The 19,914-nt window shown below is 72.2% G+C and carries 20 protein-coding genes; 10 read left to right on the top strand and 10 right to left on the bottom strand.

Annotated elements, in window-relative coordinates; genetic code table 11:
* Positions 1-195 precede the first annotated feature (195 nt).
* From H5397_RS05005 to serA, 6 genes are read left to right on the top strand one after another with little or no spacing between them, the layout of a single operon-like run.
* Positions 196-1,815, top strand: coding sequence for an ABC transporter substrate-binding protein (locus H5397_RS05005; protein WP_182815265.1), 1,620 nt, complete (start codon positions 196-198; stop codon positions 1,813-1,815).
* An 8-nt stretch (positions 1,816-1,823) separates the two neighbouring features.
* Positions 1,824-2,777, top strand: coding sequence for an ABC transporter permease (locus H5397_RS05000; RefSeq protein ID WP_182815263.1), 954 nt, complete (start codon positions 1,824-1,826; stop codon positions 2,775-2,777).
* Entirely contained in the window at positions 2,774-3,586 is an 813-nt protein-coding gene (locus tag H5397_RS04995; RefSeq protein ID WP_182815262.1) for an ABC transporter permease, read from the top strand. Before H5397_RS05000 ends, H5397_RS04995 begins: the two co-directional genes overlap by 4 nt.
* Complete coding sequence (locus H5397_RS04990) at positions 3,583-4,431, top strand: ABC transporter ATP-binding protein (RefSeq protein WP_182815260.1); 849 nt, start codon at positions 3,583-3,585, stop codon at positions 4,429-4,431. The genes H5397_RS04995 and H5397_RS04990 overlap by 4 nt, the downstream gene beginning before the upstream one ends.
* On the top strand, positions 4,428-5,210 hold the full coding sequence (locus H5397_RS04985) for an ABC transporter ATP-binding protein (RefSeq protein WP_182815258.1): 783 nt from the start codon (positions 4,428-4,430) through the stop codon (positions 5,208-5,210). Before H5397_RS04990 ends, H5397_RS04985 begins: the two co-directional genes overlap by 4 nt.
* A 10-nt stretch (positions 5,211-5,220) precedes the next feature.
* The gene (serA, locus tag H5397_RS04980) at positions 5,221-6,411 is read left to right on the top strand and encodes a phosphoglycerate dehydrogenase (RefSeq protein ID WP_182815256.1); all 1,191 of its coding nucleotides are present in this window, start codon (positions 5,221-5,223) and stop codon (positions 6,409-6,411) included.
* A 6-nt stretch (positions 6,412-6,417) separates the two neighbouring features.
* On the opposite strand, the gene H5397_RS04975 is transcribed toward serA, so the two are convergent.
* From H5397_RS04975 to H5397_RS18020, 4 genes are read right to left on the bottom strand one after another with little or no spacing between them, the layout of a single operon-like run.
* Positions 6,418-7,242 carry an inositol monophosphatase family protein gene (locus H5397_RS04975; protein ID WP_182815254.1) on the bottom strand — a complete coding sequence of 275 codons (825 nt, stop codon included), beginning with the start codon at positions 7,240-7,242 and terminating at the stop codon, positions 6,418-6,420.
* 34 nt (positions 7,243-7,276) lie between these two features.
* Complete coding sequence (rsgA, locus tag H5397_RS04970; RefSeq protein ID WP_182815252.1) at positions 7,277-8,287, bottom strand: ribosome small subunit-dependent GTPase A; 1,011 nt, start codon at positions 8,285-8,287, stop codon at positions 7,277-7,279.
* Positions 8,284-9,549, bottom strand: coding sequence for a 3-phosphoshikimate 1-carboxyvinyltransferase (gene aroA / locus H5397_RS04965; protein WP_309224279.1), 1,266 nt, complete (start codon positions 9,547-9,549; stop codon positions 8,284-8,286). Before aroA ends, rsgA begins: the two co-directional genes overlap by 4 nt.
* Positions 9,550-9,553: 4 nt before the next feature.
* Entirely contained in the window at positions 9,554-10,165 is a 612-nt protein-coding gene (locus H5397_RS18020; RefSeq protein ID WP_182815250.1) for a DoxX family membrane protein, read from the bottom strand.
* 144 nt (positions 10,166-10,309) lie between these two features.
* Between H5397_RS18020 and H5397_RS04955 the strand changes: the two genes are divergently transcribed.
* Together H5397_RS04955 and rsrA are read left to right on the top strand one after the other, a co-directional pair.
* Positions 10,310-10,936 carry a sigma-70 family RNA polymerase sigma factor gene (locus H5397_RS04955; RefSeq protein ID WP_182815248.1) on the top strand — a complete coding sequence of 209 codons (627 nt, stop codon included), beginning with the start codon at positions 10,310-10,312 and terminating at the stop codon, positions 10,934-10,936.
* On the top strand, positions 10,929-11,183 hold the full coding sequence (gene rsrA, locus H5397_RS04950) for a mycothiol system anti-sigma-R factor (protein WP_182815246.1): 255 nt from the start codon (positions 10,929-10,931) through the stop codon (positions 11,181-11,183). Before H5397_RS04955 ends, rsrA begins: the two co-directional genes overlap by 8 nt.
* A 68-nt stretch (positions 11,184-11,251) precedes the next feature.
* Here the strand turns inward: rsrA and H5397_RS19065 are convergent, their stop codons facing one another.
* Positions 11,252-11,326, bottom strand: coding sequence for a 50S ribosomal protein bL37 (locus H5397_RS19065; protein WP_372727394.1), 75 nt, complete (start codon positions 11,324-11,326; stop codon positions 11,252-11,254).
* 71 nt (positions 11,327-11,397) lie between these two features.
* Here H5397_RS19065 and H5397_RS04945 point away from each other — a divergent pair, with 71 nt between their 5' ends.
* The gene (locus tag H5397_RS04945; protein WP_182815244.1) at positions 11,398-12,858 is read left to right on the top strand and encodes a sensor histidine kinase; all 1,461 of its coding nucleotides are present in this window, start codon (positions 11,398-11,400) and stop codon (positions 12,856-12,858) included.
* Between the two features lie 9 nt (positions 12,859-12,867).
* Here the strand turns inward: H5397_RS04945 and H5397_RS04940 are convergent, their stop codons facing one another.
* On the bottom strand, positions 12,868-13,977 hold the full coding sequence (locus H5397_RS04940; RefSeq protein ID WP_182815242.1) for an ROK family transcriptional regulator: 1,110 nt from the start codon (positions 13,975-13,977) through the stop codon (positions 12,868-12,870).
* Positions 13,978-14,008: 31 nt separating this feature from the next.
* Positions 14,009-14,257, bottom strand: coding sequence for a WhiB family transcriptional regulator (locus H5397_RS04935; protein WP_182815240.1), 249 nt, complete (start codon positions 14,255-14,257; stop codon positions 14,009-14,011).
* A gap of 186 nt (positions 14,258-14,443) precedes the next feature.
* Here H5397_RS04935 and H5397_RS04930 point away from each other — a divergent pair, with 186 nt between their 5' ends.
* On the top strand, positions 14,444-14,818 hold the full coding sequence (locus H5397_RS04930) for a hypothetical protein (RefSeq protein ID WP_182815238.1): 375 nt from the start codon (positions 14,444-14,446) through the stop codon (positions 14,816-14,818).
* Here the strand turns inward: H5397_RS04930 and galK are convergent.
* Genes galK through H5397_RS04915 form a run of 3 tightly spaced genes read right to left on the bottom strand, consistent with a single transcriptional unit; the run spans position 14,802 to position 19,899 of the window.
* Positions 14,802-15,902, bottom strand: coding sequence for a galactokinase (galK, locus tag H5397_RS04925; RefSeq protein WP_182815236.1), 1,101 nt, complete (start codon positions 15,900-15,902; stop codon positions 14,802-14,804). The genes H5397_RS04930 and galK overlap by 17 nt on opposite strands.
* On the bottom strand, positions 15,895-16,074 hold the full coding sequence (locus tag H5397_RS04920; protein WP_182815234.1) for a DUF6104 family protein: 180 nt from the start codon (positions 16,072-16,074) through the stop codon (positions 15,895-15,897). The genes galK and H5397_RS04920 overlap by 8 nt, the downstream gene beginning before the upstream one ends.
* Positions 16,075-16,080: 6 nt before the next feature.
* On the bottom strand, positions 16,081-19,899 hold the full coding sequence (locus H5397_RS04915; RefSeq protein ID WP_182815288.1) for a multifunctional oxoglutarate decarboxylase/oxoglutarate dehydrogenase thiamine pyrophosphate-binding subunit/dihydrolipoyllysine-residue succinyltransferase subunit: 3,819 nt from the start codon (positions 19,897-19,899) through the stop codon (positions 16,081-16,083).
* Positions 19,900-19,914: the final 15 nt, after the last annotated feature.

The raw sequence follows: 19,914 nt of genomic DNA, 5'->3' as shown, positions 1-19,914 counted from the left end.
CCAACTCACCTGGCGAGCCCCCGACATCAAAGCCCTCAAAATCCGCGCCGGCTAGACCCCCGTTCCCGGGGAAAAATCTGTGAGGCACACGCCCCATCAGCCGGGGACTTGACTATGAGGCACCACGATCGGCCGCCCGTTGATGCGTGGAGTAAGCTGTCCGCGCTTGGAGCCAGCGTTGGTCGGGAGGTCCGAATGGCGAAGTCAGAGGCCCGCACTGTCGGGGTGCGCACGCGGGGGCGTGCGTTCGCCGCACTCGTGGCTGCGGCCGCGCTCGTGCTCACGGCCTGCACGGCCGGTGGCCAGCAGCTCCCGGCGCCCGCACCGGCGCCCAGCGGGTCGACCGCGGCGCCCACCGAGGCGCCCGCCGGTGAGGCGAGGACCCTCGTCATCGGCGCGACCGCCGAGCCGCAGACGCTCGACCCGACCGCGACGGACGCGGCTGCGGGTCCGCAGGCGCTGCTCTACAACGTCTTCGAGACGCTGATCCGCCTCGACTCGGCCGGCGAGCTCAAGCCGCTCCTGGCCCAGGCATGGGACGTCACCCCCGACCGCCTGACCTACACCTTCCGGCTGAACCCGTCGGCCAAGTTCTCCGACGGGTCGCCCGTGGATGCCGACGCGGTCGTCGCGAACATCGAGCGGATCCGGACGGGCACGGTCGCCCCCAAGCTGAAGCGGGCCATGGAGGTCGTCGCGAGCACCGAGGCGGTCGACGCGCAGACGGTGAACGTGGTGCTGAGCCGCCCCAGCGTGACCTGGCTGTTCGACATGGCCGGCGCCGCCGGCATCGTCATGAACCCGACCGGCTTCGCCGACGCCGGTTCCCAGACCGCAGGGTCCGGGCCGCTCACCCTCGACCGCTGGACCCCCGGCGACAGCATCGCCCTGAAGCGCAACGACGCGTACTGGGGGACGCCGACCCGCTTCGACGAGGTCACGTTCCGGTACTTCAAGGACCCGAACGCGATGAACGCCTCGATGCTCTCGGGTCAGCTCGACATCATCTCCAACCTGCAGGCGCCCGAGACGATCGACCAGTTCAGCGACACCAGCCGGTTCACGGTCATCGAGGGCAGCACCGAGGGTGAGGTCACGATGGCGATCAACAACGGCGCCGCCCCCGAGGGCGTGCCCGCGGGGACGGGCAACCCGGCGCTGAAGGACGTACGCGTCCGCAAGGCGATCACCATGGCGATCGACCGCAAGGCGCTGCTCGACACCGTGTGGCACGGCAAGGGCACGCTGATCGGCTCCATGGCCGTCCCGACCGACCCGTACTACGAGGACCTGTCGCAGCTCTACCCGTACGACCCCGAGCAGGCCAAGGCCCTGCTCGCCGAGGCCGGCCAGACCAACCTCACGCTGCGCCTGCGCCCGCCGACGCTGCCGTACGCCACCAAGGCGGCACAGTTCATCGCTTCGCAGCTGGGCGCCGTGGGCATCACCGTCCAGGTCGAGGAGCTCCAGTTCCCGCGCCAGTGGATCGACACCGCGATGACCAACGCCGACTACGACCTGACCATCGTGTCGCACGTCGAGCCGCGTGACGTCCTGACCTACGCCAACCCCGCGTTCTACTGGCGCTACGACAACCCGGCGGTCCAGGAGGCCGTGAAGAAGGGCACCGAGGGCACGGTGGAGGAGTACACCACCGAGCTGCGCACGGCCGCTCGGCTGATCGCCGAGGACGCCGCGTCGGTGTGGCTGTTCGCCCTGCCCAACCTCGTCGTGACCCAGCACGGGGTGACCGGGGTGGCGGAGAACGCCAACAGCTCGCTCTCGTTCGACGTCACCACGATCGCCAAGGCCTGACACCCGTCGTGGCGCGCCAGGTGGTGGCACGGCTGGGCATCTTCCTGCTCAGCCTCGCAGCCGCCTCCTTCGCGATCTTCGTGATCACCCAGGCGCTGCCCGGCGACGTGGCCGCCGTCATCCTCGGGCACGGCGCCACGCCCGAGCAGCTCGCCGCGAAGCGGGCCGAGCTGGGCACCGACCGGCCGTTCGGCGTCCAGTACCTCGAGTGGGTCGGTGGGCTGCTCACCGGCGACCTCGGCCGCTCCTGGTTCTCGTCGCTGCCGATCTCCACGCTGATCGCACCCCGCCTCGAGGTGACCGGCTCCCTGGTCGTGGGCGGGCTGGCCCTGGCCGTCCTGATCGCGCTCCCGCTCGGGGCCCTGGCTGCGCTCAAGCGGCGCCGCCTCCCCGGCCTGCTCACCTCGGCGGCCGCCCAGGTCGGCATGGCCATCCCGGCCTTCTGGGCCGGCATCCTGCTGGTCTTCGTGTTCGGCGTCCTGCTGCGCTGGCTGCCGCCCAACGGCTACGTCCCCTTCGGGCGCGACCCGGGCCGCTGGGCGTCCCACCTCGTGCTGCCCGTGGTCACGCTGGGGGTGATCCAGGCCGCCGTCCTGGTGCGCTACGTGCGCTCGGCGTTCCTCGAGGTCCTGTCGGAGGACTACTACCGCACCGCGCGCGCCGTCGGGTGGACGAAGGGGCGCGCGCTCGTCCGCCACGGCATCCGCAACGCCGCGCTCTCGCTGGTCACGGTCCTGGGGCTCCAGCTGGCTTCGGTGATCGTGGGGGCGATCGTCATCGAGCGCGTGTTCGTCCTGCCCGGCCTGGGCTCGGCCCTGCTCGACGCGGTCGCGACCAGCGACCTGGTCGTGGTCCGCGGGATCACGATGCTGCTGGTCTTCGCCGTGCTCGTCATCAACGCGGTCGTCGACCTGAGCTACGTGCTGATCGACCCGCGCCTGCGCACCCGGGAGGAGTCGTGAAGCGCGCCGAGCTCTGGGTGGGCCTGGTCCTGGTCACGACCGTGGTGGCCCTGGCCCTGCTGTCCTTCATCTGGACGCCGTTCGACGCGACCGCCGTCGGCTCGGCACCCCGCCTGCAGAACCCGGGGTGGCCGCACGTGCTCGGCACCGACCACATGGGCATCGACACGTTCAGCCGCATCCTGGTGGGCGCCCGCTCGGCCCTGTACGTGGGCATCATCGCGGTCGGCATCGCGGCGCTGGTCGGCGTCCCGCTCGGCATCCTCGCGGCGTGGCTTCCCCGCTGGGGGGCCGAGGTGATGATGCGGGCGACCGACGTCGCCTACGCGTTCCCGGCGCTCCTGCTCGCCATCCTGCTGGCGGCCGTGTTCGGGGCGTCCACCGAGACGGCCATGGTGGCGATCGGCATCGCCACGATCCCCGCGTTCATCCGGGTCACGCGCGCGGGCGCGCTGTCGGTGCTGGCGTCCGACTATGTGCTGGCCGCGCGCGCCTCCGGCACGCCGGTCCCGGCCATCGCGGTGCGCCACGTGCTGCCCAACGTCGCCCACCTGATCGGGGTGCAGGCGTCGGTGAGCTTCGCGATGGCGATCCTCGCCGAGGCCGCGCTGTCCTACCTCGGGCTGGGCACCCCGCCCACCGTGCCGTCGTGGGGCCGCATGCTGGGCGACGCCCAGACCTACCTGTTCAGCCACCCCGCCCAGGCTGTGTGGCCCGGCCTCGCCATCGCCGCCGCCGTGCTGGGGTTCAACCTCGTCGGCGACGGCCTGCGCGACTTCCTCGACCCGAAGCTGCGGGAGGTCGCATGACCGCCACGAACGGCCCCGGCGCCACCCTGGCGGTCCGCGACCTGTCGATCGCGTTCGGCCGGCTAAAGCCCGTCGTGCGCGGCCTCGACCTCGACCTCGCCCCGGGCCAGCGCCTGGGCATCATCGGGGAGTCCGGTTCGGGCAAGACCGTCACCGCGTTGGCGATCATGGGCCTGCTGCCCGAGAACGCCCGTGTGAGCGGCTCCATCCGCCTCGACGGGCGCGAGCTCGTGGGGCTGAGCGACCGTGCGCTGTCCCGCCTGCGCGGCGACCAGATGGGCATGATCTTCCAGGAGCCCATGACCGCCCTGGACCCGACCATGACCGCCGGTCGGCAGGTCGCCGAGGTCTTCCGGCTGCACCGCGACCGCGACGCCGGGCGCGCCCGCGCCGCCGTCCTCGAGGTGCTCGGCGCCGTCGGGTTCGACGACCCCGAGCGGGTCGCCGACAGCTACCCCCACCAGCTCTCGGGCGGCCAACGGCAGCGCGTCGTCACCGCCATGGCGCTGGTCAACCGGCCCGACCTCGTCATCTGCGACGAGCCCACCACGGCCCTCGACGTGACCGTCCAGGCGACGGTCCTGCGGGTCCTCGACGAGGTGCTGGACGCCGTGGGCGCCAGTTGCCTGTTCATCAGCCACGACCTGGCCGTGGTCTCGCAGATCTGCTCCGACGTCGTCGTGATGCTCGACGGCGAGGTCGTGGAGCGCGGCACTGCCGACCAGGTCTTCAACGAGCCCCGGCACCCGTACGCCGCGGGCCTGGTCGCCACCGCCCGCCTCGACCTGCTCGAGCCCGGAACCCGCCTGCCCACCGTCGCCGACCACGTGCGGAGGGACCGATGAGCCTGTACGAGGTCGAGAACCTGACCCGCGTCTACAGCAGCGGCCCGCGCCGGGTCGTGGCCCTCGACGACGTGAGCCTCACCGTCGAGCGTGGCCAGCGCCTGGGCATCGTGGGGGAATCCGGCTCCGGAAAGTCCACCCTGATCCGGCTGATGGCCTCGCTGGACCGGCCCACCTCGGGGGAGGTGCGGTTCGACGGCCGTGTGGTCTCGGGGGTGCCCGAGCGACGCCTGGGCTTCCTGCGCGCCTCGGTGCAGCTGGTCCTGCAGGACCCGCGCAGTTCGCTGAACCCCCGCATGAACGTGGGCGACATCGTCGCCGAGCCGCTGCGCAGCCCGATCATCCGGCGCGAGCGCGGCGACCTCGACCCGCGCGCACGCGTGGCCGAGGTGCTGGACGCCGTGGGCCTGCCGGTCGACGCCGCCCGGCGCTACCCCCACGAGTTCTCCGGCGGCCAGCGCCAGCGCATCGCGATCGCCCGGGCGCTCGCCCCGTCCCCCGAGGTGCTGATCGCCGACGAGGCGGTCTCGGCGCTCGACGTGTCGGTGCGCGCCCAGGTGCTCAACCTGCTGATGGGGCTCGTCGACGAGCTGAGCCTGACCCTGCTGTTCGTGAGCCACGACCTGGCCGTGGTCCGGCACGTCTGCCCCGACGCGGTCGTCATGCAGGCGGGCCGGATCGTCGAGGCCGGTCCCACCCAGCGGCTGTTCAGCGAGCCCGAGCACCCCTACACCGCCCGACTGGTGGCCGCGATCCCCGCCTTCCGCGCCCGGCCGTAGAATCCCCCGGGTGAAGGCGCTCCTGCTCGAGAACATCCACCCGTCCGGCATCAAGCTGTTGACCGAGAAGGGCTACGACGTCGAGACGCTGCCGAGCGCGCTCGGTGAGGACGGCCTGATCGCCGCGCTGCAGGGTGTCGACCTGCTCGGCATCCGGTCCAACACGATGCTGACCAAGCGGGTGTTCGAGTCGGCCCCGCAGCTCAAGGCGGTGGGCGCGTTCTGCATCGGTACGAACCAGATCGCGCTCGACGAAGCCACCGCCCGCGGCGTGGCCGTGTTCAACGCCCCCTACAGCAACACCCGCTCGGTGGTGGAGCTCGCGATCGGCGAGATCATCGCGATGGCGCGCCACCTGACCGACCACAACGCGCGCATGCACGCCGGTGAGTGGGTGAAGTCGGCCAAGGGGTCCCACGAGATCCGCGGACGGTCGCTGGGCATCGTCGGCTATGGCAACATCGGCTCGCAGCTGTCGGTGGTTGCCGAGTCGCTGGGCATGAGCGTCTACTTCTACGACATCGTCGATCGGCTCGCGCTGGGCAACGCCCGCCGGATGGGCTCGCTGGAGGAGCTCCTGGCCACCGCCGAGACCATCTCGCTGCACGTCGACGGCCGGGCGGGCAACCGCGGCCTGTGGGGCGACGCCGAGTTCCAGATGATGCGCCCCCGCTCGCTGTTCCTGAACCTGTCGCGCGGCTTCGTCGTCGACACCGAGGCGCTCAAGCGCCACCTCGACTCGGGCCACATCGCCGGGGCGGCCATCGACGTGTTCGAGACCGAGCCGAAGAAGAACGGCCCCTACTTCACCAGCCCGCTGCGCGGCACCCCGAACGTGATCCTGACCCCGCACGTGGCCGGCTCCACCGAAGAGGCGCAGGAGAACATCGGCTCCTTCGTGGCCGGCAAGCTGGCCGACTACTCCGAGAACGGCTCCACGGTGCTGTCGGTCAACCTGCCCGCCGTCGCCGCGCAGGGCCCCGGCGCGCGCCGGATCATGCACCTGCACCAGAACGTGCCCGGCGTGCTGGCCAAGATCAACACCATCCTGGCCGAGCACGGCACCAACATCGACGGGCAGACCCTCGCCACCCGCGGGCACGTCGGCTACGTCGTGCTCGACATCGGCGGCGAGGTCACCGACGCGGTCGTCGAGGCCCTCACCGCGATGCCCGAGGCCATCCGCGTCGAGGTGCGCTGACGCCGCTCAGGGGGTCAGGCGCCCGAGGTCGACCGTGGGCTCGGACGGTGTGAGCCGGCCGACGACCAGGTCGTGCAGGCGGCCGTTGGTGGCCAGGGCGCCGGGGCCCACCGGCCCCAGGACGCCGTCCAGGTTCGTGAAGCGACCGCCGGCCTCGGTGACGATCGGGACCAGGGCGGCCATGTCGTACAGGGCCAGGTCGGGCTCGCAGGCGATGTCGACCGCGCCCTCGGCCACGAGCATGTAGCTCCAGAAGTCGCCGTAGGCGCGGGTCCGCCAGGACTCGCGCATCAGGTCGACGAACTCCTGCCCGCGCCCGGAGGAGACCCAGCCCCCGATCGAGCTGTAGGACAGCGACGCGTCCTCCACGGCGTCCACCCCCGAGACCTGCAGCCGCGTGGCCGAGGCGAGCGTCTTGCCGGTGAACGCCCCGCCGCCCTTCGAGGCCCACCAGCGGCGCTGCAGCGCCGGGGCCGACACCATGCCCACCACGACCTCGTCGCCGTCCATGAGCCCGATGAGCGTGGCCCAGACCGGGACGCCGCGCACGAAGTTGCGCGTGCCGTCGATCGGGTCGATGATCCAGCGCCGCGGCCCGTGGCCGGTGTCCTGCCGCTCCTCGCCGTGCACGGCGTCGCGCGGCCGGGCCCGCTTCAGGGTGGCGCGCAGGGCGTCCTCGACGGCGAGGTCGGCGTCGGTGACCTCGGTCAGGTCGGGCTTCGCGCTCACCTGCAGGTCCAGCGCCTTCCACCGCGCCATGGTGAGCGCGTCGGCGTTGTCGGCGAGCACGTGCGCCAGCCGCACGTCGTCCACGTAGGAGGTCTCGGGCATGCGCTCACCCTAGCGGCGCACCGTGGGCGCCGGATCAGTCCCACGCGGGCGGGCTCGTCCAGACCTTCTCCATGCGGCGGAACGACTCCAGCCGCTCGGGGCGCAGGTCGCCCCGGGCGACGGCCTCGTCGAGCGCGCACTCGGGCGCGGTGGAGTCGTGCTGGCAGCCGCGCGGGCAGTCGGCGACGAGGGCGGCCAGGTCGTCGAACGCCGCCAGGATCGTGTCCGTGGTCACGTGCGACAGCCCGAACGACCGGACGCCCGGGGTGTCGATCACCCAGCCACCCGGCTCGGGGAGCTCGAGGGCGATCGCGGACGTGGAGGTGTGCCGCCCCCGCCCGGTCACCTCGTTGACGTGCCCGATCGCGCGGCCCGCGTCGGGGATCAGCGCGTTGACCAGCGTGGACTTGCCCACGCCGGAGTGCCCGACGAAGACGGTCCGGTGGCCGGCCAGGAGGTCGCGCAGCTCGGTCAGGTCGGCGCCGGGCTGGACCACCACGGCGTCCACGTCGAGGCCGGCGTAGGCGACCAGCAGTCGGTCGGGAGCGGCGAGGTCGGCCTTGGTGAGGACCAGCAGCGGGCGCAGGCCCGCGTCGAAGCTGGCCACGAGGATCCGGTCGATCATGCCCATCCGCGGCGGCGGGTCGGCCAGCGCGGTGACGATCGCGAGCTGGTCGGCGTTGGCGACGATCGGGCGCTCGTGCGGGTCGTCGTCGTCGGCCGTGCGTCGCAGGACGGTCTCGCGCTCGACCACCTCGACGATGCGGGCCAAGGTGCCCTCGTCGCCGGTGGTGTCGCCCACGACCCGGACGCGGTCGCCCACGATGACGCCCTTGCGGCCCAGCGCGCGGGCCTTGGTGGCCAGGACGCGGCGGTGGCCGGCGTCGTTGTCGAGGTCGACCGAGTACCGGCCGCGGTCGACCGTGATCACCAGCCCGACCTCGGCGTCGGAGTAGTCGGGGCGGTCCTTGGTGCGGGGGCGCGTGCGGCGCGGGGGCCGGCCGTAGCCGTCGTGCTCGTCGCGCGACCAGGCGCGGCTGCTCACGGGGCCACCAGCCCCGACCACAGGCCGGGGAAGTCGGCCATGGTCTTGGTGGTGGACCCCACGTCGTCGAGCTCGACCCCGGCCACGGCCAGGCCGAGGACGGCGCCGGCGTGGGCCATGCGGTGGTCGGCGTAGCAGCCCCACACCCCACCGGTGAGCGGCCCGGGCACGATGGCCAGGCCGTCGGGGGTCTGGTGCACGCCCGCCCCGCGGGCGCGCAGCTCGGTCTCGAGGGCGGCGAGCCGGTCGGTCTCGTGCCCGCGCACGTGCGCGACGCCGCGGATCGAGCCGGGGCCGTCGGCCAGCGCCAGCAGGGCCGCGGCGATGCAGGTGAGCTCGCTGGCGTCGGTGAGGTCCAGGTCGGCCCCGCGCACGACGCCGGTGCCGGTCACGGTGACGCTGTCGCCGTCGCGGGTGACGGTGCCGCCGAGGGCCTCCAGCGTGCCCAGGATCGCGTCGGCGGCCTGCAGGGTGTGCCGGGGCCACGCGACGGTGACGGAGCCGCCCGTGGGCAGGGCTGCGGCCAGGAAGACCGCCGCGTTGACCAGGTCGGGCTCGATCGCCTCGTCGCGTGCCGCGATGGGCCCAGGGGCCACGCGCCAGGAGGCGTCACCGACGGCCTCGGCGTCGACGCCCCGGTCGCGCAGCATCGCCAGGGTGAGGCCGATGTGCGGTCGGGACGGGACGGCGCCGCCCCGGTGGTGGACGACCAGCCCGGCGTCGAAGCGGGCGGCCGCCAGCAGGAGGCCGGAGACGAACTGGCTGGAGCGGGAGGCGTCGATGGTGGCCTCGCCTCCGGGCACCCAGCCGGTGCCGCGGACCGTGAAGGGCAGCGCGTCGCCCTCGATCTGGACCCCCGCCTGGCGCAGGCCGTCGAGGAGGGGGGCGATGGGTCGCACTTCGGCCTCCCGGTCGCCGGTGAACGGGGTGACGCCGTCGGCCAGGGCGGCCAGGGGCGGGACGAAGCGCATGATGGTCCCGGCCAGGCCGACGTCCACCGCGCCGGCGGCGAACCGGGCGGGGGGCGTGACGGTGACCGAGGCGTCCGGGTGGTCGGTGAAGCCGACGCCCAGCGACCCTAGCGCGGTGCGCAACAGCCGGGTGTCGCGGGCCTCGAGCACCCCCGACAGCGTCGACGGGCCGTCGGCGAGGGCGGCCAGCACGAACGCGCGTGCCGTGGCCGACTTCGAGCCCGGTACGGTGACCCGGCCGCGTACCGGACCCCCCGTGGTGGGGGCGACCCAGCGGGTCACGAGACGCACGGGGTCACGGAAGGGCGCCCTCGATGGTCTTGCGGGCGATCCGGGCCTGCAGTTGGGCCTCGCGCTTGTAGCGCTTGATGTCCTTGGCGAGCGCGCGGCCGGTGTTGCCGGTCTCGCGGGCCACGAACTTCGCGGTGCGGTCGGCCTCGCGGGCCAGGCGCTTGCGGCTGTCGGAGGCGCGCCACAGCAGGCTGGGCTGGCCGGCCGTGTCCTGGGACACCACGAGGGCAGCACCCAGCAGGGCCAGGTTGCGCAGGAAGACGCTGCGGATCGAGTTCTTCTCGGCCGGCGTCGCACCCCGCGGGTCGGCAGCGAGCACGTGCGGCAGCATGGACGCGGCGGCGAGGTAGGCGCCGCCCCGGCGGCCGATGCCGGTGGCCATGCCGAGCCCGCCGAGCACCGACGCGGCGCCGTTGAGGCGCACGAGGGTCTCCGGGTCCTCCGGCACGTAGGCCGAGGCCTCGGGCGGCAGGGTCCGCTGGGCGAGGGGCACGAACCGCTGGGCGATGGGCTCAGCGGCGGTGGCGAACTGGGCCGGGTCCTTCACGGCCTTGGCGCCCTGGACGATGAAGAAGCCACCCAGCAGCAGGCGGCCGATTCCGCGCACGAGATTCATGTGCCATTCCTACCACGGGCGACAAGGCACGGGAACAAAGTGGTGGGCGCCGGTGTTGATTCCGGCATGGCGAGCAGCGCGACCGTGGTGTCCCCGGGCACGGGGCGGCACGCCCCGAGGTCTTCGGCAGTACTCTCGTATGCGATGAACCTGCCGAGCACCGACGCACCCGACGAGGTCGACGTCGCCACCGAGACCCCGCACGAGCGGTCCGCCCGCTTCGAGCGTGACGCCCTGCCGTACCTCGACCAGCTCTACGGCGCCGCGCTGCGGATGGCGCGCAACCCCGCCGACGCCGAGGACGTGGTGCAGGAGGCGTACGCGAAGGCCTTCGCGTCCTTCCACCAGTTCAAGCCGGGCACGAACCTGAAGGCCTGGCTGTACCGCATCCTCACCAACACCTACATCAACAGCTATCGCAAGAAGCAGCGCCAGCCCCAGGAGGGGTTCGGCGAGGACATCGAGGACTGGCAGCTGGCCGCGGCCGAGAAGCACACCTCGACGGGCCTGCGCTCGGCCGAGATGGACGCCCTGGACCGGATGCCCGACTCGGTGGTCACCGACGCGATGGGCCAGCTGGCCCCCGACTTCCGGATGGCGGTCTACCTCGCCGACGTCGAGGGCTTCTCCTACAAGGAGATCGCCGAGATCATGGGCACGCCGATCGGCACCGTGATGTCGCGCCTCAACCGCGGTCGCACCCAGCTGCGCAAGCTGCTGGCCGACCACGCCGCCTCGCTCGGGATCGGGACGGGGGACCGCGATGCGTGAGATCGACTGCAGCACCGTTGAGCAGAAGGTGCACCAGTTCCTGGACGGGGAGCTGACCGAGCGCGAGGCCGACGACCTGCGCCACCACATCGACGCGTGCGCCCACTGCCTCGACGAGACCGACCTGATCGACGCGCTGAAGAAGCTCGTCAAGCGCTCCTGCGCGTGTCCGCCGGCCCCGGCGGCGCTCCGCCTGCGGATCGTCACCCAGATCCAGTCGGTGACCGTCACCCGCTTCGAGTTCTGACCAGACGCTCGGACGCCCCCACCGGTATCGGTGGGGGCGTCCGTCGCTTCGGGTACAGCTACCGTGCCTCAGGCGTTGGGGCGCTTGCCGTGGTTCGCCTTGTTCTTCTTGCGTGCGCGGCGCTTGCGTCCGGTCTTGCCCATAGGAGTTCTCCTCACGTCAGTGCGCCGGACGGCGCGAGGACCCATTCTGCCACGGATCTACCATGGGCCGCATGCTGACGCTCACCGATGTCGTGGCCGCCCACAGTGACCTGTCGGCCGAGGACACCCTGTGGCTGGGCGGGCTGGTGGACCAGTGGGACATGCTCGCCGACCTGTCGTTCAGCGACCTGCTCCTGTGGGTGCCCGACGTCGACGACAACGTGTTCTGGGCGGCGGCGCAGTGCCGGCCCACGACCGGCCCGACCGCGCTCGAGGACGACGTGGTCGGCGAGGACGTGGCGTACGACCCTGAGAGCCTCGTGGTCGAGGCCTACCTCTCCCGCGAGATCTGCGGCACCAGCGGCAACAAGCTCCACGCCGGGATCCCGGTCGACGTGCACGCGGTCCCGGTCATCCGGGGCGACAAGGTCATCGCCGTGGTCGAGATGCACACCAACCGCATGGGCGTGCGCGCCCCGGGCGCCCTGGAGGACACCTACCTCGAGACCGCCCAGGTGCTGATGGCCATGCTGCGGGTGGGCCAGTTCCCGATGGTCGGTGACAAGCCCGTCCCGTGGGAGACCCCCCGCGTGGGCGACGGATCCATGCGACTGGACGCCCAGGGCGTGGTCACGTTCGCCAGCCCCAACGCGATGAGCGCGTTCCGGCGCCTGGGCTGGGGAGGCGACCTCCTGGGCGACGACCTGCGCGCCGTCGTCGCCGAGCTGGCCCGCAACCGCCGCGAGCCGGTGGACCCGGTCGCCGCGCCGCTGCTGTGCGCCGCGCGGGTCCGCGAGCAGGAGATCGAGACGCGGCAGGGGTCGATGCGGCTGCGGGTCCAGCCCCTGCTCGTCGAGGGCATCCAGTCCGGCTGGTTCGTCATGGGGCGCGACATCACCGACCTGCGCTCCCGCGAGCGCGAGCTGGTCACCAAGGACGCGACCATCCGCGAGATCCACCACCGGGTGAAGAACAACCTGCAGACGGTGGCGGCGTTGCTCCGCCTCCAGGCCCGCCGGACCACCTCGCCCGAGGCGTCCGGGGCCCTGAGCGACGCGCAGAAGCGGGTCGCCGCCATCGCGGTGGTGCACGAGATCCTGTCCCAGGGCTTCGACGCGTCCGTGCGCTTCGACGAGGTCGCCGACCGGCTCATGACGATGGTGCGCGACGTCGCCACGTCGCGCAGCAAGGTCGCCATGACCCGCCAGGGCAGCTTCGGGCTCATCCCGGCCGAGGTCGCGACCAACCTGTCGCTGGTGTTCACCGAGGTGGTCCAGAACGCGCTGGAGCACGGGCTGGGGGAGGCCCCCGGCGAGGTGGTGGTCCGGGCCGGCCAGCGGGACGGGCAGCTGGTGGTGGAGGTCGAGAACGACGGCACCGCGCTGCCCGACGACTTCTCGGTGGCGGCGTCCGGCTCGCTGGGCCTGTCGATCGTGACGACGCTGGTCGCCGACCTGGACGGCACCTTCGAGATGGCGCCCCGCCCCTCCGGCGGCGGCAGCCGGGCCCGGATCGTGGTCCCGCTGGCCTGAGGCGGACGCCTAGTCGCCGACGCCCATGTGGGCGCGGATCGCCAGGGCCGCCGCGCCCCGGGCCCACTCCGCGTCCCCGACGACCTCGACCACCACGGTGGGGGCCGGGATGTGGTCGGGGCTCATCCGCCCCACCAGGGCGCGCACGCGGTCCTCGCGGCCGGCGAGGAGGGGGGCGCCCTCCCCGGCGACCAGGATGCGTTCGGGGGCGGTGATGGCCGACACCGTGCCGGCGAGTTCGCCCACGGCGTTGGCCACGTCGTCGAGCAGGGCCGCCACCCCGGGGACCTCGGTGCCCAGCGCCACGATGTCGGTGCCCGGTTCCACGGACGCCCCCACGGCCTCGTCGACCGCGGCGAGGAACCGGTCCCGGTTGAGGACCTCCTCGGCCCGGCGTCCGTCGAGGACCTTGAGCGGGCCGACCATGCCGACGGCGCCGGCCCGGCCGCGCACCACCTCGTCGCGGCAGACCAGGCCCAGCCCGACGCCGGCGCCGATGGTCAGCACCGCGAACTCCTGGGTGTCCCGACCGACGCCGAACCAGTGCTCGGCGACGGTGAACGCGTTCACGTCGTTGTCGATGGTGGTCCGCAGCCCGGTCTCCGCCTCGAGGAGGGCGGCGAGGTCCACGGGGGCGGGCCAGCCGAGGAAGGTCGCCCCGCGGACCAGCCCGTCGCGGTCGACCGTCGCGCCCAGGGAGACACCGAGCGCGTCGGGCGCGCGCCAGCCCTCGGTCAGTTCGTCCACGAGCGCGTGGACGGCGCCGGCGACCCGGGCGGGGGAGAGGCGGTCGCCGTCGCAGGAGGCCGTGGCCAGGATCGTGCCGCGCAGGTCGGTGAGGACGGCGTGGAGGCCCTCGTGGGAGACCTTGAGGCCCACAAAGGTGGCGCTCTCGGCAGCGATGTCCAGGGGGAGCGCGGGCCGGCCGGTGGACCGCCCCAGCGGGGCGCCCTCCAGGAGCAGGCCGGCGGACACCATCGGCTTGGTCAGGCGGGTGACGCTCGCGGAGGAGAGGTCGAGCATGCGGCCGAGGTCGGCGCGCGAGATCGGTCCGTGGCGGAGGACGGTCAGGGCGACGCGCAGGCTCGTCGGATCGAGTGACCAGCGTCGGGTCGGCATGCCATCGTCCCCCAGAGTCGGGGCCCCTGCGTCAGGTGCGGACGCGGGCCCGTGCGTTGCGCCGCTTCATCGCGCGGCGTTCGTCCTCGGACAGTCCGCCCCACACCCCGTGGTCCTGTCCTGCGTCGAGAGCCCACTGAAGGCATTCCGTACGCACCTCGCAGCGCGCGCAGACCTTCTTGGCCTCGGCGATCTGCATGATGGCCGGGCCCGTGTTCCCCACGGGGAAGAACAGCTCCGGGTCCTCGGTCAGGCATGCAGCCCGATGGCGCCAGTCCATGCGGCAACCACTCCTCGTAGATGGGACGCTCTCAGGAAAAGTGCCCCGTGGTGGGGTCCGCCGGGCACGCCTGACTACCTTGCCAACTTGTTGAGCCGAAAACAAGGGGCACGGCCGGGAATGGTCAGCCCCGCGCCATCTTTCGGACACCCGGGGGTCACCGAGTGGACGGCGTAGAATCACCCGGTGCCCGAAAACCCTTCCCCGCGCCCGCTCGGCCTGACCGTGGCGGCCGTCACGACGATCCTCTTCGGCCTGTTCTTCCTGGGCATGGCGGGGCTGTCGCTGGCCTCCGGGCACGGCGCGTTCAGCGGTGGTGTCGCCCTCGCGCTGGTGTTGTGGGGCCTGCTGGTGGGCGGCGTCGGCGTCGCCCTGCTGCGGGGCGCGCGCTGGGCGATGGGGCCCGTCGTGGCCGCCGCGCTGCTGCACGTGTTCTCGTTCGCCCAGTTCGCCACCGACGGGTCGGCCCCCCAGGCGCTCATCGGGGCGGTGGCCGCGCTCGCGATCGTCGTCGGGGCGTTGCACCCCATCAGCCGGGCCTGGCTCAACGGGCCGCGCTGAGCTCGATCCCGCCGGCCGCGGCGCGCGTGGTGGACAGCCCCGGGGCGGCGAACCCCCGCTCGGCGTAGGCGGCGCCCAGCGCGTCCGCGAAGGAGTCGAGCGAGCCCACCGGGAGCAGCGCGATCACCGTGCCGCCGAAGCCACCGCCGGTCATGCGTGCGCCCAGCGCGCCGCAGGCCAGGGCCGTCTCGACGGCGAGGTCGACCGTCGGGACCGTGATCTCGTAGTCGTCGCGCATCGAGGCGTGCGAGGCCGTCAGGATCCGGCCGAAGGACGCCCAGTCGCCCGCCTCCAGCGCCGCCACCGCGTCGAGCACCCGGGCGTTCTCGGTGACCACGTGCCGCACCCGACGCACCTGCTCGTCGTCGGTGAGGCGGGACAGCGCGGCGGGCAGGTCGGCGGGGGTGACGTCTCGCAGGGCCCGGACGCCGAGGGCCTCGGCCGCGCTCGCGCAGGCCCGGCGGCGCTGCGCGTAGTGCCCGTCCGCGAGGACGTGCGGGCTGCGGGTGTCCACGAGGGCGAGCACGAGGTCGTCCGGCAGCGCGAACGGCACCTGCTCGGGGGTCAGCGTGCGGCAGTCCAGGAGCAGGGCGTGGTCGGTGGTGCACCACAGGCTCGCCCGCTGGTCCATGGGGCCGGTGGGGACGCCCATGAAGTCGTTCTCGGCCGCCTGGGCGACCTCGGCCAGCTCGGCGGGGGAGAGCCCCAGCCCGGCGAGGGCGTCCAGGGCCAGCGCGGTCGCGCACTCGATGGCGGCCGAGCTCGAGAGCCCACCGCCCAGGGGGACGGCACTGTCGAGGGCGAGGTCCACGCCGCCGAGGGCGTGCCCGCGCTGCCGCAGGGCCCACAGCACCCCGGCCACGTAGCCCCACCAGGCGCGCGGCCCGGGGGACAGCTCCTCCAGCTCGACGGACTCGCCGAGCTGCGCGGAACTGATGAGCACGCGGCCGTCGTCACGCGGGGTCGCCTCGACGCGGGCGACGTGGCCCAGGGCGATCGGCAGGACGAACCCGTCGTTGTAGTCGGTGTGCTCCCCGACCAGGTTGACCCGGCCGGGGGAGGTCCCGAGGGCGGGTTCAGTCATCGTCCTCGTCGTCCAGCCGCGCCAGCCACGTGGCCAGCCGCTCGACCGGCACCTCGAACTCGGGGTTCAGGTCGACGAACGTGCGCAACTGCTCGGCGAGCCAGGCGAGGCTGACCTCATCGGCGCCCCGCCTGGTCTCGAGCTCCTCGATCCCGCGGTCGGTGAAGTACAAGCGGGCTCAGATCCCTTCGAAGGCCTGGTCCATGAGCACCTTCTCCTGCGCCTGGTGCACCTTGAGCAGGCCCACCGACGGGGAGGAGGACTCGGGGCGGGCCACCGGGGTCAGCTCGACCTCGCGGCCACCCATCTTCTTGGCGAGCGCCGCCGGGAGGTGGAGGGCCATGAACGGCCACGAGCCCTGGTTGAGCGGCTCGTCCTGCACGAAGCGGATGTCCGTGACGTGCGGGTAGCGGGCCAGCTCGGCGGCCAGGTCGTCGGTCGGGAGCGGGTAGAGCCGCTCGAGCGACACGATGGCCACCTTGCCCTCGAGGCCGCGCTTGGCACGCTGGGCGACGAGCTCCCACCGGATCTTGCCCGAGCAGAGGATGACCGCCTGCACCGCGGACGGGTCGCTGATCGACTCGTCGCCGATGGCCGGACGCCAGCTGCCGTTGGTGAAGTCCTCGGGCGACGAGGCCGCGGCCTTGCTGCGCAGCATCGACTTCGGGGTCATGATCACCAGCGGGCGGTGCCAGTTCACGTAGGTGTGCGTGCGCAGCAGGTGGAAGTGGGACGCCGGGGTCGACGGCTGGCAGACAGCCAGCGCACCCTCGGAACACAGCTGCAGCCAGCGCTCGATGCGCGCCGAGCTGTGGTCGGGGCCCTGGCCCTCGTAGCCGTGCGGCAGCAGCAGGGTCACACCGGACTTCTGCGTCCACTTCGCGTCACCCGAGGAGATGAACTCGTCGGCGACCGTCTGGGCGCCGTTGGCGAAGTCGCCGAACTGGCCCTCCCACAGCACGAGCGACTGCGGTGAGGCCACCGAGTAGCCGTACTCGAAGCCCATGACCGCGTACTCGCTCAGCAGGGAGTCGAACACGTGGAACTGGCCCTGGTCGTCGGTCAGGTGCTTGAGCGGGATGTACTCCTCGTTCGTGTTGCGGTCCACGACCGCCGCGAAGCGCTGGGAGAACGTGCCGCGTCGGCTGTCCTGGCCGGTCAGGCGGACCGTGCGGCCCTCCATCAGGAGGGAACCGAAGGCCAACAGTTCGGCGGTCGCCCAGTCGATCGGGCCGTTCATGATCGCCTCGGCGCGGCGCTGCATCTGCGGGAGCACCTTGGGGTGCACCGCGAAGCCCTCGGGGTAGGTCACCTGCGCGTCGGCGATGAGCTGCATCGTCTCGCGGGAGATGGCCGTGCCCTGGTCGCGACCGAGCTTCGCCGGGTAGAACGGCACCTTGCGGTAGGAGTCGTCCTCGCCGTCGGCCTCCTTGACCTCCTTGAAGACACCCTCCAGGCGGGCGCGGAACCGCGCCATCACGCCCTCGGCGTCCTCGGTGGAGATGTCGCCACGGCCGATGAGGGCCTCGGTGTACAGGCGGCGCACGGAGCGCTTCTGCTCGATGAGGTCGTACATCTTGGGCTGGGTGAAGCTCGGGTCGTCGCCCTCGTTGTGGCCGCGGCGGCGGTACGCGACGAGGTCGATCACGACGTCGCCACCGAAGCGCTGGCGGTACTCGAACGCGAGGCGTCCGACGCGGGCCACGGCCTCGGGGTCGTCCCCGTTGACGTGGAAGATCGGGGCGCTGATCGCCTTCGCGACGTCGGTGCAGTACGTCGAGGAGCGCGACTCGGACGGGGCGGTGGTGAAGCCGACCTGGTTGTTGACCACGATGTGGATCGTGCCGCCGGTCTTGTAGCCGCGGAGCTGGCTCATCTGCAGGGTCTCGTAGACGACACCCTGGCCGGAGAAGGACGCGTCACCGTGCAGCAGGACGGGCAGGACCGCGCCCTTGTCGAGGGTGCCGGCAGCGTCCATCTTCGCGCGGGCGATGCCCTCGACGACCGGGTTGACGGCCTCGAGGTGGGAAGGGTTGGCGGCGACCGAGGTCTTCACCGTGTTGCCGGCCAGCGAGGTGAACTCGCCCTCGGCGCCCAGGTGGTACTTCACGTCGCCGGTGCCCATGACCTGCTTGGGGTCGATGGAGCCCTCGAACTCACGGAAGATCTGGCCGTAGCTCTTGCCGACGATGTTGGCCAGGACGTTGAGGCGACCGCGGTGCGGCATGCCGATCGCGACCTCCTCGAGCCCGTCGTTGGCCGCCCTGTCGCAGATCTCGTCGAGCAGCACGATGGTCGACTCGGCGCCCTCCAGGGAGAAGCGCTTCTGGCCCACGAACTTGGTCTGCAGGAAGGTCTCGAAGATCTCCGCCTCGTTGAGCTTGTCGAGGATGCGGAGGTGCTCGTCGCGACCCCAGCGGACGATCGGGCTCTCGAAGTAGGACTCGAGCCAGCGCCGCTTCTCGGTGTCGGCGATGTGCATGTACTCGACGCCGACGTGGCCGCAGTAGGCGCCGCGCAGCTGCTCGAGCACCTTCTTCAGCGTCATCGTCTCCTTCTCGTTGCCGCCGAAGATGCCGACCGGGAACTCGCGGTCGAGGTCCCAGATCGACAGGCCGTGGGCCTCGAGCTCGAGCTCGGGGTGGCTGCGCTGAGAGTACTCGAGCGGGTCGATGTCGGCCATCAGGTGGCCCCAGCTGCGGAAGGCGTTGATCAGCTGGATGACGCGGGTGCCCTTGGCCAGCTCGTAGGAGCGGTGGGCCGAGTCGTCGGACGCCCAGCGCAGCGGCAGGTAGGGGACGCGCAGCGAGAGGTAGATCTCGTCGTAGAAGTCGTGCTGGCCGATGATGAGCTCGTGCATGACCTTGAGGAACTCACCCGAGACCGCGCCCTGGATGACGCGGTGGTCGTAGGTGCTGGTCAGGGTCGTGATCTTGCTGACGCCCAGCTCGCGCAGGCGGGTGTCGGAGGCGGCCTGGAACTCCGGCGGGTAGTCGATCGAGCCGACGCCCAGGATGACGCCCTGGCCCATCATGAGGCGCGGGACGGAGTGGCTGGTGCCGATGCCGCCGGGGTTGGTCAGCGACGCGGTCGTGCCGGCGAAGTCGTCGACGGTCAGCTCGTTCTTGCGGGCCTTGCGGACCATCTCCTCGTAGGCGCGCCAGAACTCGCGGAAGTTCATCTTGTCGGCGGCCTTGATGTTGGGGACGATCAGCTGGCGGGTGCCGTCGGGCTTGGGCAGGTCGATCGCCAGGCCGATGTTGACCTGGTGGTTCTGGACCAGGACGGGCTTGCCGTTCTCCTCGTCGTAGGCGACGTTCATGTCCGGCAGCATCGACAGGGCCTTGACCATGGCGTAGCCGAGGATGTGGGTGAAGGAGACCTTGCCGCCCGTGGTGCGGGCCAGGTGCTTGTTGATGACGTCGCGCTGCTCGATGATCAGCTTCATCGGCACGTTGCGCACCGAGGTGGCCACCGGCATCTGAATCGAGAGGTCCATGTTCTTCGCGGTGCGCATCGGCGCGCCGCGCATCACGGTGCGGGTCGGCTCGGCCGACTCCTCGATCTTGCGCGCCGCCGAGGGGCGGTTGGCCGAGAGGCCGCCCGCCGAGCCCGGGTTCTTCGGCCCGGAGACGGACTCTGCCCGCGGCTGCGGGGGCGCGGAGGGAGCCGCCGGCTTCTGGGCCGGGGCCTCGGCCGCCTTGGGAGCGGGGGCCGGGGCCGCCGGAGCCGCGGTCACCGCGGCAGGGGCTGCCGGGGCCGGCGCGGGCGCAGGGGCCTTGGCGGGAGCCGGCGCGGGCGCCGGAGCCGGGGCGGTTGCAGGGGCGGCCTGAGGCGTCGCCTGGCCTGCCCGCTTGTCGAAGAATTCACGCCAGGAAGTGTCCACCGAGTTGGGGTCCTTCTTCCAGGCCTCGAACATCTCCTCGATGAGCCAGTCGTTGGCCCCGAAGTTCGAGAGGTCGTCGTTGGAGCTGTTGCCGGGCGCCGTCGCCACAATCGCCTTCTTCCATCA

Source organism: Propioniciclava sp. MC1683, assembly GCF_014164675.1.
GTDB lineage: Bacteria > Actinomycetota > Actinomycetes > Propionibacteriales > Propionibacteriaceae > Propioniciclava.
Note: the sequence above shows the minus strand (reverse complement) of the source record. Positions and strands in the feature narration are given on the sequence as shown.

What these genes read in the sequence shown, in the direction of transcription:
- H5397_RS05005 (WP_182815265.1), top strand. Translation starts at nt 196, where the DNA reads ATGGCGAAGTCAGAGGCCCGCACTGTCGGGGTGCGCACGCGGGGGCGT.
- H5397_RS04990 (WP_182815260.1), top strand. Translation starts at nt 3,583, where the DNA reads ATGACCGCCACGAACGGCCCCGGCGCCACCCTGGCGGTCCGCGACCTG.
- H5397_RS04985 (WP_182815258.1), top strand. Translation starts at nt 4,428, where the DNA reads ATGAGCCTGTACGAGGTCGAGAACCTGACCCGCGTCTACAGCAGCGGC.
- H5397_RS04975 (WP_182815254.1), bottom strand. Translation starts at nt 7,242, where the DNA reads ATGCCCGAGACCTCCTACGTGGACGACGTGCGGCTGGCGCACGTGCTC.
- H5397_RS18020 (WP_182815250.1), bottom strand. Translation starts at nt 10,165, where the DNA reads ATGAATCTCGTGCGCGGAATCGGCCGCCTGCTGCTGGGTGGCTTCTTC.
- H5397_RS04955 (WP_182815248.1), top strand. Translation starts at nt 10,310, where the DNA reads ATGAACCTGCCGAGCACCGACGCACCCGACGAGGTCGACGTCGCCACC.
- rsrA (WP_182815246.1), top strand. Translation starts at nt 10,929, where the DNA reads ATGCGTGAGATCGACTGCAGCACCGTTGAGCAGAAGGTGCACCAGTTC.
- H5397_RS04945 (WP_182815244.1), top strand. Translation starts at nt 11,398, where the DNA reads ATGCTGACGCTCACCGATGTCGTGGCCGCCCACAGTGACCTGTCGGCC.
- H5397_RS04940 (WP_182815242.1), bottom strand. Translation starts at nt 13,977, where the DNA reads ATGCCGACCCGACGCTGGTCACTCGATCCGACGAGCCTGCGCGTCGCC.
- H5397_RS04935 (WP_182815240.1), bottom strand. Translation starts at nt 14,257, where the DNA reads ATGGACTGGCGCCATCGGGCTGCATGCCTGACCGAGGACCCGGAGCTG.
- galK (WP_182815236.1), bottom strand. Translation starts at nt 15,902, where the DNA reads ATGACTGAACCCGCCCTCGGGACCTCCCCCGGCCGGGTCAACCTGGTC.